Annotated in this window: 13 protein-coding genes; 8 read left to right on the forward strand and 5 right to left on the reverse strand. The window is 66.6% G+C overall.

Annotated features, from left to right (window positions below; all coding sequences use genetic code 11):
• Genes GNX71_RS09995 through GNX71_RS10010 form a run of 4 tightly spaced genes read right to left on the reverse strand, consistent with a single transcriptional unit; the run spans position 1 to position 2,967 of the window.
• Positions 1-795: a transporter substrate-binding domain-containing protein gene (locus GNX71_RS09995; protein ID WP_206178172.1), complete on the reverse strand. Its 795-nt coding sequence runs from the start codon at positions 793-795 to the stop codon at positions 1-3.
• Positions 796-852: 57 nt separating this feature from the next.
• Entirely contained in the window at positions 853-1,581 is a 729-nt protein-coding gene (locus tag GNX71_RS10000; protein WP_241027219.1) for an amino acid ABC transporter ATP-binding protein, read from the reverse strand.
• A complete protein-coding gene (locus GNX71_RS10005) occupies positions 1,565-2,221 on the reverse strand; it encodes an amino acid ABC transporter permease (protein ID WP_198787605.1) in 657 nt (218 codons plus the stop codon). The genes GNX71_RS10000 and GNX71_RS10005 overlap by 17 nt, the downstream gene beginning before the upstream one ends.
• Positions 2,218-2,967, reverse strand: coding sequence for an amino acid ABC transporter permease (locus GNX71_RS10010; RefSeq protein WP_206178173.1), 750 nt, complete (start codon positions 2,965-2,967; stop codon positions 2,218-2,220). The genes GNX71_RS10005 and GNX71_RS10010 overlap by 4 nt, the downstream gene beginning before the upstream one ends.
• Before the next feature lie 117 nt (positions 2,968-3,084).
• Between GNX71_RS10010 and GNX71_RS10015 the strand changes: the two genes are divergently transcribed.
• From GNX71_RS10015 to GNX71_RS10050, 8 genes are all read left to right on the forward strand, one after another.
• Complete coding sequence (locus tag GNX71_RS10015) at positions 3,085-3,951, forward strand: FadR/GntR family transcriptional regulator (RefSeq protein WP_206178174.1); 867 nt, start codon at positions 3,085-3,087, stop codon at positions 3,949-3,951.
• A gap of 125 nt (positions 3,952-4,076) precedes the next feature.
• Positions 4,077-5,063 (forward strand): tripartite tricarboxylate transporter substrate binding protein, encoded by a 987-nt coding sequence (locus GNX71_RS10020; protein WP_206178175.1) that lies wholly within the window; start codon positions 4,077-4,079, stop codon positions 5,061-5,063.
• 56 nt (positions 5,064-5,119) lie between these two features.
• Positions 5,120-6,031, forward strand: coding sequence for a 5-dehydro-4-deoxyglucarate dehydratase (kdgD, locus tag GNX71_RS10025; protein WP_206178176.1), 912 nt, complete (start codon positions 5,120-5,122; stop codon positions 6,029-6,031).
• Between the two features lie 58 nt (positions 6,032-6,089).
• Positions 6,090-6,545, forward strand: a complete 456-nt coding sequence (locus GNX71_RS10030) for a nuclear transport factor 2 family protein (RefSeq protein ID WP_206178177.1) — start codon at positions 6,090-6,092, stop codon at positions 6,543-6,545.
• Between the two features lie 12 nt (positions 6,546-6,557).
• Complete coding sequence (locus GNX71_RS10035; protein WP_206178178.1) at positions 6,558-7,544, forward strand: tripartite tricarboxylate transporter substrate binding protein; 987 nt, start codon at positions 6,558-6,560, stop codon at positions 7,542-7,544.
• A 16-nt stretch (positions 7,545-7,560) separates the two neighbouring features.
• The gene (gene gudD / locus GNX71_RS10040) at positions 7,561-8,931 is read left to right on the forward strand and encodes a glucarate dehydratase (RefSeq protein WP_206178179.1); all 1,371 of its coding nucleotides are present in this window, start codon (positions 7,561-7,563) and stop codon (positions 8,929-8,931) included.
• 49 nt (positions 8,932-8,980) lie between these two features.
• Positions 8,981-10,078, forward strand: a complete 1,098-nt coding sequence (locus GNX71_RS10045; protein WP_206178180.1) for an SMP-30/gluconolactonase/LRE family protein — start codon at positions 8,981-8,983, stop codon at positions 10,076-10,078.
• Between the two features lie 53 nt (positions 10,079-10,131).
• On the forward strand, positions 10,132-11,568 hold the full coding sequence (locus GNX71_RS10050) for an aldehyde dehydrogenase family protein (RefSeq protein ID WP_206178181.1): 1,437 nt from the start codon (positions 10,132-10,134) through the stop codon (positions 11,566-11,568).
• A 3-nt stretch (positions 11,569-11,571) separates the two neighbouring features.
• Here GNX71_RS10050 and GNX71_RS10055 read toward each other — a convergent pair whose 3' ends face one another.
• Positions 11,572-13,122 (reverse strand): glycine betaine ABC transporter substrate-binding protein, encoded by a 1,551-nt coding sequence (locus GNX71_RS10055; protein WP_206178182.1) that lies wholly within the window; start codon positions 13,120-13,122, stop codon positions 11,572-11,574.
• Between the last annotated feature and the right edge of the window lie 88 nt (positions 13,123-13,210).

The following is a 13,210-nucleotide window of genomic DNA, read 5'->3' on the forward strand; positions in this document are numbered from 1 at the left end:
TCACAGTTTGGTGATGCGCTCGGGCAGGTCGCGGCCGTGGTATTTCTTGTAGATGGCGTTGAGCTTGCCGTTCTTCTGGTTCGTCACGACCCAGGCGTTGACCCATTCCTTGAGCTTGGGCTGCTCCTTGTTCAGCGCGATGCCCAGGTCGAAGTCCTTCTGCGAGAACTTCAGCTCCAGGTTCTTGGCCGGCGCCTGCTTGATCATTTCGCTCAGGTTCGACGGGGTGCTGGAGAAGAGATCGATCTGGCCCGTGACCATCGAGGTGATGAGCGTGGCGTCGTCTTCGTAGCGAACGATCTCCGCGCCCTTGGCCTGCTGCGTGGTGAGCGTGTCGTTCACGGTGGCGCGCGTCAAGCCGATGCGCTTGCCGTTCAGGTCGGCGTAGTCGGCCACCTTGATGCTCTTGGGGCCGCCCACGATGATGCTGATGACGGCGTAGGGCACGGAGAAGTCGACGACCTTCTCGCGCTCGGGGGTGATCGACAGGTCGGCAATCACCAGGTCGGCGCGCTGCGCCTGCAGCGTGGGCACGCGGGCGGCGTTGGTGATCGAGACGATCTCCAGCTTCACGCCCAGGTCCTTGGCCAGCTGCGTGGCGGTGTCCACGTCGGAGCCGGTGGGCTGCAGGTTGGCATCGGCGAAGCTGAAGAGGGGCGTGCCCATCGCGATGGCCACGCGGACCTTGCCGGCCTTCTTGATGTCGTCCAGCTGGTCGGCCATGGCGGCCTGCGCCACGCCGGCCACGAGGGCCAGCGCGATGCATGTGCGGGTGAAGGTCTTGCCGAGTTTCATGGATATCTCCTGGTGTAAGTTGGTATGGGAGGAATGAAAGAGACCCGGGCTGCCTGTTTACAGCCCGTTGTTCAGGAAGGCATGCAGCTCCGGCGTCTTGGGCGCGTCGAGCATTTCGCCGGGGCCGGTTTCCCACACGGTGCCCTGGTGCATGTAGATGATCCGGTCGGCCACGCGCTTGGCGAAAGCCATCTCGTGCGTGACCAGCAGCATGGTCATGCCGCCGGCCGCGAGGTCTTCCATCACGCGCAGCACTTCGCCGGTGAGTTGCGGGTCGAGCGCGGAGGTCACTTCGTCGAACAGCATGACCTTGGGCGACATCGCGAGCGATCGCGCAATGGCCACGCGCTGTTGCTGGCCGCCAGAGAGTTGTTCGGGGTAGGCGTCGGCCTTGGCCTTCAGGCCCACCTGGTCGAGCACGCGGATCGCCACGTCGGCCGCTTCGCCGCGCGACTGCTTCTTCACATGGCGCAGCGCCAGCATGATGTTCTCCTGCACCGTGAGGTGGGGGAACAGGTTGTAGCTCTGGAACACGATGCCTACTTCGAGCCGCAACTGCTTCAGGTCGACGTTGGGGCTGTCCACGCGGATGCCGCAGACCTCGATGGTGCCCTTGTCGATGACCTCGAGCCGGTCGATGCAGCGCAGCGCGGTGCTCTTGCCCGAACCGCTGGCGCCGATGATGGCGATCATCTCGCCCTTGGCGACTTCGAAGGAAACGCCCTTCAGGACCTGGTTCGAGCCGAAGCTCTTGTAGACGTGGTCCAGCTTAACGATTGGCGACATTGAGTTTCTTCTCCATCGCTTCGCTCCAACGCGACAGCGGATAGCACAAGGCGAAATAGAAAGCGCCGACCAGGAAGAAGACCAGGAAGGGCTGGAAGATGGTGTTGTTGATGATCTGGCCGGCGCGCGTGAGCTCGACGAAGCCGATCACCGAGGCCAGCGAGGTCATCTTGATGATCTGCACCAGGAAGCCGACCGTGGGCGGCAGCGAGAGGCGCACGGCCTGCGGAATGATCACGAGGCGCAGCGTCTGCCAGCGCGAGAAAGCCAGGCACTCCGAGGCTTCCCACTGCGGCTTGGGCATCGCCTCGATGCAGCCGCGCCAGATGTCACCCAGGTAGGCGCTCACGTAGATCATCATCGCGATGCCGGCCGCCACCAGCGAGGGCAGCGAGAGGCCGTACACCGAGAGTCCGAAGTACACGATGAACAGCAGGATCAGCAGCGGAATGCCCTGGATGCATTCGATGTAGACCACCGCAAACCAACGCAGCCAGGCGCGCGGCGAGATGCGCGCGAGCATCAGCCCGAAGCCGCCGATGGCGCCCAGCACGAAGGCCAGGGCCGAGAGCAGCAGCGTCCAGCCGATCGACTGCACCAGGTACATCAGGTGCGTGAAAGTGAAGTGCCCGAGGCTCATGCGGCGCCCCCGTGAATGGCGACGGCGGCCGTCGATGCAGCGGGCTGCACCTTGCCGGCCTGCGCGGCGGCGCGGCGCACCACGCGGCGGCGGCGGAACATGTATTCGCCGAGCGCCCAGGTCACCAGCTTGATGAAGAGCGAGAGCACCAGGTACAGCGCCGCGACCACGATGTAGGTCTCCAGCGAGCGGAAGGTGTCCGACTGCACGGTGTTGGCGATGGCGGTGAGCTCTTCGGCGGAAATCTGCGAAGCCATCGCCGAGGCCTGCATCATCAGAAGGAACTGGCTCGTGAGGGCGGGGTACACCTTCTCGATGGACGGCTGCAGCATCACGTGCCAGCCGATGCGCCACTTGGAAAGGCCCAGGCACTCGGCCGCCTCGATCTGCCCGCGCGGCACCGATTCGAGGCCGGCGCGGATGATCTCCGCGGCATAGGCCGCGATGTTGATCACCATCGCCAGCACGGCCGCTGCGAAGGTCGGCATGCGCACGCCGAAGCTTGCGAGGCCGAAGTACAGGAGGAAGATCTGCACCAGGAAGGGCGTGTTGCGCACGATCTCGATGTAGACCGTGCAGGCACGGGCAAGGGGCTTGATCTTGCTGCGCTTGGCGAACGCGACCAGTGTTCCGATGCAAACGCCAATCACGACCGCCAAGGCGGTCATCTTGAGCGTCAGCCAGGCGCCGTTGACGAAAACGGGCCAGTACGGTGCCAGCGGAGCGAAGGCTAGGGAATACTTCATGTGAGTGCCGAAGAGACCGCAGATGCCCCGGGAGAGGCTTGCGAAGCGGCTTCAGGAGATGTCTGAGTGATAAGTTATCGGTTGTCGTACAACTAATTGGAGATTATCATCGTGGCCATGGTTCAGACGACTGCGGGTAATCCCTTGGTTTCAGATGCGCCGGCGGAAGCCGGCTCGGCGGCAGGCCCTGCGGCCTTCGTGGGGCGGCCGCGCCAGCGTGCCCGCGGCCTGGCGCACGGGCTGGTGGAAGACCTGGGGGAGAAGATCCGCAGCCAGTCGCTGCGCCCGGGCGACAAGCTTCCCACCGAGTCGGCCATCATGCAGGCCTACGGCGTGAGCCGCACCGTGGTGCGCGAGGCGCTCTCCAAGCTGCAGGCCGGCGGGCTGGTCGAAACATTACACGGCGTCGGCACCTTCGTGCTGCAGCCGCGGCCGGGTGGGGTGTTTCGCCTCGATCCGGGCGAGATCGCCGCTTCAGTCGATGTGCTGGCCGTGCTGGAGCTGCGCATCAGCCTCGAGACGGAATCCGCCGGGCTCGCCGCGAGCCGGCGCACCGACGAGCAGCTGGTGGCGATGCGCCAGGCGCTCGACGACTTCGAGCACAACGTGACGATCGCCGGCGACACCGTCGCGCCCGACTTCCGTTTTCACCTGCAGATCGCGCAGTCGACCGGCAACCCATATTTCGCCGACATCATGCGGCACCTGGGCACCACGATCATCCCGCGCACGCGCATCAGCGCCATCCGCATCCAGGATGGCGGGGCGTACTTGAGTCGCGTGAACCGCGAGCATGAAGAGATCTACGCGGCCATCGCGCGCCGCGATCCCGAGTCGGCGCGCGCCGCCATGCGCATCCACCTGACGAACAGCCGCGAGCGCCTGCGCATGGCGCAGGAAGCCGCGCAGCAGCAGAAGGCGAAAGCCGAAGGTGCGGGCGCAGGCAAGGATGGCGGCGCGGGCGCCGCTTCGTCCGACAACTAACCCCTTCGTCGAATTTTTTGGGTCCAAATCTAGACAAGTTGTTTTTCTAGTTGTACGATGACTGATCACTTGCTCGGGCATCCGGGCGAAGCCATGAGGCACATCGAATAACTGGAGGCATCCGCATGACCATCAACCGACGCGGCGCACTGGGCGCCGCCCTGGCCACGACCTTGGCCGCCAGCCTGCCGGTGCGCGCGTTCGCACAGGGCAACGGCAACTGGCCGTCCAAGCCGATCAAGATCATCGTCCCGTACCCGCCGGGCGGCTCGTCCGACATCATTGCGCGCGCCATCAGCCAGCCGCTGTCGGAAGCGTTGGGCCAGTCGGTCATCATCGACAACCGCGCGGGCGCCAACGGCAACCTGGGCGCCGATCTGCTGGCCAAGGCGCCGGCCGATGGCTACACGCTGATGCTGTGCGACCTGGGCGCGCTGGCGATCAGCCCGTCGCTCTATCCCAAGCTGCCGTTCGATCCGTCCAAGGACCTGCGCAGCGTGGGCATGCTGGCCTACTCGCCGCACCTCCTGGTGGTGCATCCCTCGGTGCAGGCGAGCACGCTCAAGGAACTGGTCGAGCTCTCGAAGAAAAGCGATCTCAACTTCGCCGTCACCGCCAGTGGCAGCACCGCGCACCTGGCCGGCATCGAGTTGCAGCGCAAGGTCGGCGCGAAGTGGGAATACGTGCCCTACAAGGGCGGCGTGCAGGCCGTGCTCGACACCGTCTCGGGCCAGACGCAGGTGCTGATGAACGGCATGCTCGCCACCTACCCGCAGGTGCAGGCCGGCAAGCTCAAGCTGATCGCTGTGTCCAAGGCCACGCGCATGCCGCTGATCGGCAGCGTGCCGACCATCGCGGAGCAGGGCGCGCCCGGCTACGAGTCGGGCACCTGGCAGGGCGTGGTCGCCGGACGCGGCGTGCCCGATGCGGTGATCGCGCGGCTCAACCGCGAGCTCACCCGCATCATCCGCACCCCCGACATCCGCGCCCGCCTCGCAGGCCAGGGCGCCGAGGTCGTGACCATGACTGCGCCCGAGCAGGACCAGTTCTTCGCCAAGGAGCGCGCGCGCTGGGCCCAGGTGATCAAGGAAGCCAGCGTCAAGCTCGACTGACCGGCCGCCCACCCACCCTCATTTTTCTTTCTCAAATCTTCACTGGACGTTTCCCGATGAACCCGCAAGAACTCAAGACCATCATGGGCTCCGGCCTGCTCTCGTTCCCGCTGACCGACTTCGACAGCAACGGCGACTTCAACGCCCAGGGCTACGTCAAGCGCCTCGAATGGCTGCAGCCCTACGGCGCGAGCGCGCTGTTCGCCGCCGGCGGCACGGGCGAGTTCTTCTCGCTGACCGGCGACGAGTACCCCGGCATCATCAAGACCGCGGTGGACACCTGCCGCGGCGTGGTGCCGATCATTGCCGGTGCCGGCGGCCCGACGCGCTTTGCCATCCAGTGCGCGCAAGCCGCCGAGAAGGCCGGCGCCCACGGCATCCTGCTGCTGCCGCACTACCTCACCGAAGCCGGCCAGGAAGGTCTGGCCGCGCACGTCGAGGCCGTGTGCAAGAGCGTGAAGTTCGGCGTGATCGTCTACAACCGCGCCTCCAGCCGCCTGAAGCCCGACACGCTCGCGGGCCTGGCGGAACGCAACCCGAACCTCGTCGGCTTCAAGGACGGCGTGGGCGACATCGAAGCGATGGTTGCGATCTACCAGAAGATGGGCGACCGCTTCGCCTACCTGGGTGGCCTGCCGACCGCCGAGGTCTATGCCGCGGCCTACAAGGCCATGGGCACGCCGGTGTACTCGTCGGCCGTCTTCAACTTCATCCCGAAGACGGCGATGGACTTCTATCACGCAGTGGCCAGCGACGACCTCGCCACGCAGCACCGCCTGCTGAAGAACTTCTTCATGCCTTACCTCGAGCTGCGCAACCGCACGCCGGGCTATGCCGTGAGCATCGTCAAGGCCGGCGCCAAGATCGTCGGCCACGACGCGGGCCCGGTGCGCGCACCGCTGACCGACCTCAAGCCCGCCGAGATGGAAGAGCTCAAGGCGCTGATCGCCACGCTCGGCCCGCAGTAAGAAGCCAGCCTCTTTTTTCGCAGTCGGCAAGCATCAACACAACAACGGAGTCAACGACGTGCTCATCAAGAAACTCTTCCTCATCGCCGCCTCGGCCGCCGTGTTCTCGGGCTGCGCAATGGCACCCGCCGGCGGCGGTGCCTCGGACCAGCCCGCGGTGGCCGCGGCTGCCGAGCGCTTGCGCATCGCGATGATCGACCCGACCGCCGCCGCACTCGGCGCGCTGGTGGCCGACGACCTGAGCTACGGCCACTCGGGCGGCAAGGTCGACACCAAGGCCAGCTTCATCAGCGACCTGCTCGACGGCAAGTCGGACTTCGTGACCATCACGATCACCGAGCAGACCATCAAGGTGGTCGATGCCAACACCGCCATCGTGCGGCACACGCTCGCGGCCGACACCAACGATTCGGGCAAGCCCGGCAAGGTGGCGCTGAAGATCCTCGGTGTCTGGCAGAAGCAGGGCGGCAACTGGAAGCTGCTCGCGCGCCAGGCCGTTCGCGTCAACCCCTGATCGGGAGCACGAATGCAGAGACGAGAGCTTCTTGCGGCGGGCCTCGTGCTCGCCGCCACCGCGACGTTGCCGCTTCACGCCTCGGCCCAGGCCGATGCATGGCCGCAGCAGAAACCCGTGACCATCATCGTGCCGTTCCCCGCCGGCGGCTCCACCGACATGGTGGCGCGCGCACTGGCGCTGCAACTGCAGACCAAGCTCGGCGGCAGCTTCGTCGTCGACAACCGCCCGGGCGCCACGGGCACCATCGGCACCGGCTTCGTCAGGCGCGCACTGCCCGACGGCTACACGCTGCTCGTGTCCTCGCTCGGCGCGTTCGTCGTCACGCCGCACCTGCAGAAGAGCGTGCCTTACGACGCGACCAAGGACTTCGACTACATCAGCGTGCCCGTGCAGGCGCCCAACGTGCTCGTCGCGAATGTCGCGCGGCCCGAGCACACGGTCGCCGACGTGCTCGCATTGCTGCGCAAGACGCCGGGCAAGGTCTCGTTCGCGAGCTCGGGCAACGGCTCGTCCGATCACCTGTCGGCCGAGCTCTTCTGGCAGCAAACCAAGACCGAAGGCGTGCATGTGCCCTACAAGGGCGGTGCGCCGGCGGTGAACGACCTGCTGGGCAACCAGGTCGACTTCTCGTTCCAGAACGTGAATGCCGTGCTGCCGCACATCCGCGCGGGCAAGCTGCGCGCGATTGCCGTCACCGGCGACAAGCGCTCGCCCGTGCTGCCCGACGTGCCCACGCTGGCCGAGGCCGGCGTGAAAGGTGCCGAGGTCTACTCGTGGCAGGGCATGGCCGCGCCGAAGGGCCTGCCGCCCGCGCTCAAGAAGAAGCTGAGCGATGCGGTCATCGCCGCGATGCAGGACCCCGAGACGAAGAAGCGCATGCTCGACCAGGGCCTCGAAATCGTCGCGAGCACGCCCGAGGATTTCACCGCCTTCCAGTTGCGCGAGTGGACGCGATGGAAGACGCTGATAGAAACCCGCCACATCACCGCAGACTGAGACACCGAGCCTGAAGATGACAAGTCCTGAATCCGTTTCCAACGCCATCTCCAACGTCGTTCGGGGCGCCCCCGTCGTCACCGGCATGCGCGTGGTCCCCGTCGCGGGCCACGACAGCATGCTGATGAACCTGAGCGGCGCGCACGGCCCGTTCTTCACGCGGAACCTCTTGATCTTGACCGACAGCGCCGGCCATACCGGCGTGGGCGAAGTGCCGGGCGGCGAGAAGATCCGCCAGACGCTCGAAGATGCGCGCGACCTCATCGTGGGCCAGCCCATCGGCCGCCACAACGCGGTGCTCAACAGCCTGCGCAGCGCCTTCGCCGGTCGCGACAGCGGCGGCCGTGGCCAGCAGACCTTCGACCTGCGCGTGACCATCCATGCGGTCACCGCCGTCGAGGCTGCGCTGCTCGACCTGCTGGGCCAGTTCCTCGAAGTGCCGGTCGCGGCCCTGCTCGGCGAGGGCCAGCAGCGCGATGCGGTGCAGATGCTCGGCTATCTCTTCTACGTGGGCGACCGCACGAAGACCGACCTGCCGTACGAGACCGACCCGGGCGCGGACAACGACTGGTTTCGCCTTCGCCACGAAGAAGCCATGACGCCCGAATCCATCGTGCGCCTGGCCGAGGCCACGCATGCGCGCTACGGCTTCACCGACTTCAAGCTCAAGGGCGGCGTGCTGCGCGGCGAGGAAGAAGTGGAAGCGATCCGTGCGCTGCACGAGCGCTTTCCGAAGGCGCGCGTCACGCTCGACCCGAACGGCGGCTGGCTGCTGGCGGACGCGATCCGCCTGTGCCGCGACCTGCACGGCGTGATGGCCTATGCCGAAGACCCGTGCGGCGCCGAAGGCGTGTTCTCGGGTCGCGAGGTGATGGCCGAGTTCCGCCGCGCCACGGGCTTGCCCACCGCCACCAACATGGTCGCCACCGACTGGCGCGAGATGGTGCACAGCCTCTCGCTGCAGTCGGTCGACATCCCGCTGGCCGATCCGCACTTCTGGACCATGCAGGGCTCGGTGCGCGTGGCGCAGCTGTGCCAGGCCTGGGGCCTCACCTGGGGCTCGCATTCGAACAACCACTTCGACGTGTCGCTCGCGATGTTCACCCACGTGGCCGCTGCCGCACCCGGCAAGGTGACGGCCATCGACACGCACTGGATCTGGCAGGACGGCCAGCGCCTGACGAAGGCGCCGCTGCAGATCGAGGAGGGCTTCGTGAAGGTGCCGACGCGCGGTGGCCTGGGCATCGAGCTCGACATGGCAGAAGTCGAGAAGGCGCACCAGCTGTACCTGAAGCATGGCCTCGGCGCGCGCAACGACGCGCAGGCGATGCAATACCTGATTCCGAACTGGACCTTCGACAACAAGCGGCCCTGCATGGTCCGCTGAGCGCCCGGCGCCTTTGCGCGCCGACGGTTGAGACACCCAAGGAGACTGCATGAACAACACCATGGATCGCCGTCGCCTGCTCCAGGCGGCTGCCGGCTCGGCACTCGGCGCAGTGGCTGCCGCCGCAGGCGCCCAATCGTTCCCCTACAAGCCGCAGCAGCGCTACCCCGACCCGGCCGTGCTGATCCTCGACCCGAGCTTCGCCAAATACCGCCTCTACAGCAGCACGCTCGAGCAGGTCGGCACGGGCATGCGCTGGGCCGAAGGCCCGGTGTACCTGCCGCGCGAGGGCTACCTCGTGTGCAGCGACATCCCGAACAACCGGTTGATGCGCTACGAGGAAAAGACCGGCGAGTTCAAGGTCCACAAGTCGAACGTGAACCACTGCAACGGCAACACGCGAGACCGCCAGGGGCGCCTCGTGAGCTGCGAGCACTCGCTGACGCGGCGCGTGGTGCGCACCGAGCACGACGGCCGCATGACCGTGCTGGCCGACCGCTTCCAGGGCAAGCGGCTGAATTCGCCGAACGATGTGGTGGTGAAGTCGGACGACACCGTCTGGTTCACCGATCCGCTCTTCGGCATCTCGGGAACCTGGGAAGGCGACAGGGCCACGCCCGAGCAGGCCACGACCAACGTGTACCGCGTGACGCCCGACGGCCAGGTCACTGCCGTGATCACCGACCTGGTGAACCCGAACGGCCTGGCCTTCTCGCCGGACGAGAAGAAGCTCTACGTGATCGAGTGGAAGGGCACGCCGAACCGCAGCCTCTGGAGCTACGACATGGCGGCCGACGGCAGCGTGTCGAACAAGGCCAAGCTGATCGACGGCGTGGGCGCGGCCGCGCTCGACGGCTTTCGCGTCGACCGCGACGGCAACATCTGGATGGGCTGGGGCTGGAACGGCGCGCTGGCCGCCGAGCCCACCGATGCCGGCAACGGCATGAAGGTCTATCAGCCCCTCGCGAAGTCCGAAGACCTCGATGGCGTCAAGATCTTCAATTCGCAAGGCAAGCCCATCGGTTTCATCCGCCTGCCCGAACGCTGTGCCAATCTCACGTTCGGCGGCCCCAAGAACAATCGCCTCTACATGGCGGCCAGCCATTCGCTGTACGCCCTCTACGTGGAGTCCGAAGGCGCCACCTAGCCGCCGGACTCTTCCAACCTCATCACCGCAACAGGCAAACAAGGACATCGACGATGACTGAATTCAACAACCTCATCAATGGCGAGTGGCTCGCTGGCAAGAGCTACAGCCCCAACGTCAACCCCAGCAACCTGGCCGACGTGCTGGGCCAGTACACGCAAGGCGACGCGACCCACGTCGATGCAGCTGTGGCCGCCGCCACCGCCGCCTTCCCGGCATGGGCCACGGGCAGCATCCAGGCGCGTTCGGATGCGCTCGACAAGATCGGCACCGAGATCCTTGCGCGCAAGGAAGAGCTCGGCACGCTGCTCGCACGCGAAGAAGGCAAGACCAAGGCCGAAGGCATCGGCGAGGCCACGCGCGCGGGCCAGATCTTCAAGTTCTTCGCGGGCGAATGCCTGCGCCTCTCGGGCGAGTTGCTGCCTTCGGTGCGCCCGAACATCGGCGTGGAGATCACGCGCGAGCCGGTCGGCGTGGTCGGCCTCATCACGCCGTGGAACTTTCCCATCGCCATTCCCGCCTGGAAGATCGCGCCCGCGCTGGCCTTCGGCAACTGCGTGGTCCTGAAGCCCGCGGACCTCGTGCCGGGCAGCGCCTGGGCGCTCTCCGAAATCATCAGCCGCTCGGGCATTCCGGCCGGCGTGTTCAACCTCGTGATGGGCCGCGGCAGCGTGATCGGCGAGGCGCTGGTCAACCACCCCGGCATCCATGCGATCAGCTTCACCGGCTCGGTGGGCGTGGGCCGCAACATCGCGATCCAGTGCGTCACCAACCACAAGAAGGTGCAGCTCGAAATGGGTGGCAAGAACCCCCAGGTGGTGCTGGATGACGCCGACCTCGCGCAGGCCGTGGAGCTCAGCGTGCAGAGCGCGTTCTACTCGACCGGCCAGCGCTGCACCGCATCGAGCCGCCTGATCGTCACCGAAGGCATCTACCCGAAGTTCATCGAGGCGATGAAGGCGCGCATGGCCAAGATCAAGGTCGGCGATGCGCTGGCGCAAGGCACCGACGTGGGCCCGGTCTCGTCGAAGTCGCAGCTCAACCAGGACATGGAATACATCGCCATCGGCAAGGGCGAAGGCGCCACGCTGGCGGCCGGCGGCGAACTGCTGAAGCTGGAGACCGACGGCTACTACATGTCGCCCGCGCTCTTCAGCGAATCGGCCGCCACCATGCGCATCAACAAGGAAGAAATCTTCGGCCCGGTCGCGAGCGTGATCCGCGTGAAGAACTACGAGGAAGCGCTGGCCACGGCCAACGACACCGAGTTCGGCCTTTCGGCCGGCATCGCCACCACGTCGCTCAAGTACGCGACGCACTTCAAGCGCCACAGCCAGGCCGGCATGGTGATGGTCAACCTGCCGACCGCGGGTGTGGACTATCACGTGCCGTTCGGTGGCCGCAAGGGTTCGAGCTACGGGCCGCGCGAGCAGGGCAAGTACGCGCAGGAGTTCTTCACCACGGTGAAGACGGCCTACACGCTGGCTTGATCTTCAAGCCGGCGGCAGCGAACTGGGCGGTGCGCGCCGGCGGCGGCGCATTGTCCATTCGATCAGTTCGAAGATCCCTTCGCTGATCAGCGCCATCGCCGCGGCCGGCAGCGCGCCGGCCAAGAGCAGTTCGCGGTCGTTCAGCGCGAGGCCCGTCACGATTCGCTCGCCGAATCCACCCGCACCGATGAAGGCCGCAATGGTTGCCGTACCGATGGCAATGGCGGTGGCCGTGCGCACGCCCGCGAGCAGCGTGGGCAGCGCCAGCGGCAACAGCACGAGCTGAAGACTCTGCGGCGGCGTCATGCCGAGCGCGGTGCCCGCCAGGCGCAGGCCGTTCGGCACTTCGGCGAGGCCCGTCACCGTGTTGCGCATGATCGGCAGCAGCGAGTAGAGCGTGAGCGCGATCAGCGCGGGCAGCGCACCGATCGCGCCGAGCATCGAGATCAGCACAGCCAGCAGCGCGAGCGACGGCACGGTCTGCATCAGGCTCGCGATGCCGAGCACCACGGCGCGCAGCCGCACATGCGAGAACACCAGGATCGCGATGGGCACGCCGATCAGGATGGCGATGCCCACAGACAGCGCCACCAGCAGCAGGTGCTGGCGCGCGAGCTTCCAGAGGTCGGGGCCGAAGAGCTTGGCGGTGAAGCCGCGCTTGGCCTCTGCCGCCGGTGCGGCGCCTGTCTTGCCGGTGCTGGCGATGAAGTCGCGCGCGATGACGTCGAAGGGCACGCTCTGCAGTTCGGCCCGCGCATTCATCGCGATCATCGCGTGCTCGTCGACCTTGCCTTCGAGCGTCTGCAGCGCCGCCCAGGCCTTGGGGAGGCGCGTCCGCAGGTCGAGCTTGTAGAGCACCACCGCGTCGTAGCGCGGAAAGAACTTCCTGTCGTCTTCGAGCACGCGCAGGCCCAGGTGGTCGATCTTCGCGTCGGTGGTGTAGATGTCGATCGCATCGATCTGCTTGGCCGCCACCGCCTCGTAGGCGAGGCCATGGTCCAGGCCGGTCGGCGTCTGCGTGAAGCCGTAGCGCGCGGCCAGGCCCTTCCAGCCATCGGCGCGGCCGAGGAACTCGTTCGAGAGGCCGAGCTTGAGTTCGGGGTGCTTGGCAAGGTCGCTCAGCGTGCGAAGCCCGAGCCGCTCCGCATCGGCCGCGCGCACGGCCAGCGCATAGCCGTCGTTGAAGCCAAGCGGAATGGCCACGCCCAAGCCCATCGGCGCGAGCGCAGCGTTCATCGCTTCGCGCGTGTCCGCGGGCGAGCCCTTGAGGATCTCCAGTGCGATGGTGCCGGTGTACTCGGCATAGAGATCGATGGCGCCCGAGCGCAGCGCTTCGTAGACGATGGCCGTGTTGCCCAGGCCCTGCCGTACGACGGGCGGCGATGCGGTGTGCGGCGCGGCCGTCTGCGCGAGCAACTCGGCGAGGATGTACGACTCGGTGAAGCGCTTGGAGCCGACGCGCAGCGCCTCGTCCGCGGCCTGCGCGGGGACGGCGGCAAACCAGGTCATCGAGACCAACAGGGCGGCGCGCCAAAGGCTGCGGAGCAAGTGCATCCGGGCCAGTGTATAGACAACGCTTCGTTCGGCGTACCCGCCAATCTCCTACACGCCATGGTGCGCGGAGCCGATGCAAGCGGGCTGT

It is taken from the genome of Variovorax sp. RKNM96, from assembly GCF_017161115.1.
GTDB lineage: Bacteria > Pseudomonadota > Gammaproteobacteria > Burkholderiales > Burkholderiaceae_C > Variovorax.

Coding starts and splice junctions, on each gene's coding strand:
- GNX71_RS09995 (WP_206178172.1), bottom strand. CDS start 795: ATGAAACTCGGCAAGACCTTCACCCGCACATGCATCGCGCTGGCCCTC.
- GNX71_RS10000 (WP_241027219.1), bottom strand. CDS start 1,581: ATGTCGCCAATCGTTAAGCTGGACCACGTCTACAAGAGCTTCGGCTCG.
- GNX71_RS10005 (WP_198787605.1), bottom strand. CDS start 2,221: ATGAGCCTCGGGCACTTCACTTTCACGCACCTGATGTACCTGGTGCAG.
- GNX71_RS10010 (WP_206178173.1), bottom strand. CDS start 2,967: ATGAAGTATTCCCTAGCCTTCGCTCCGCTGGCACCGTACTGGCCCGTT.
- GNX71_RS10015 (WP_206178174.1), top strand. CDS start 3,085: ATGGTTCAGACGACTGCGGGTAATCCCTTGGTTTCAGATGCGCCGGCG.
- GNX71_RS10020 (WP_206178175.1), top strand. CDS start 4,077: ATGACCATCAACCGACGCGGCGCACTGGGCGCCGCCCTGGCCACGACC.
- kdgD (WP_206178176.1), top strand. CDS start 5,120: ATGAACCCGCAAGAACTCAAGACCATCATGGGCTCCGGCCTGCTCTCG.
- GNX71_RS10035 (WP_206178178.1), top strand. CDS start 6,558: ATGCAGAGACGAGAGCTTCTTGCGGCGGGCCTCGTGCTCGCCGCCACC.
- gudD (WP_206178179.1), top strand. CDS start 7,561: ATGACAAGTCCTGAATCCGTTTCCAACGCCATCTCCAACGTCGTTCGG.
- GNX71_RS10045 (WP_206178180.1), top strand. CDS start 8,981: ATGAACAACACCATGGATCGCCGTCGCCTGCTCCAGGCGGCTGCCGGC.
- GNX71_RS10050 (WP_206178181.1), top strand. CDS start 10,132: ATGACTGAATTCAACAACCTCATCAATGGCGAGTGGCTCGCTGGCAAG.
- GNX71_RS10055 (WP_206178182.1), bottom strand. CDS start 13,122: ATGCACTTGCTCCGCAGCCTTTGGCGCGCCGCCCTGTTGGTCTCGATG.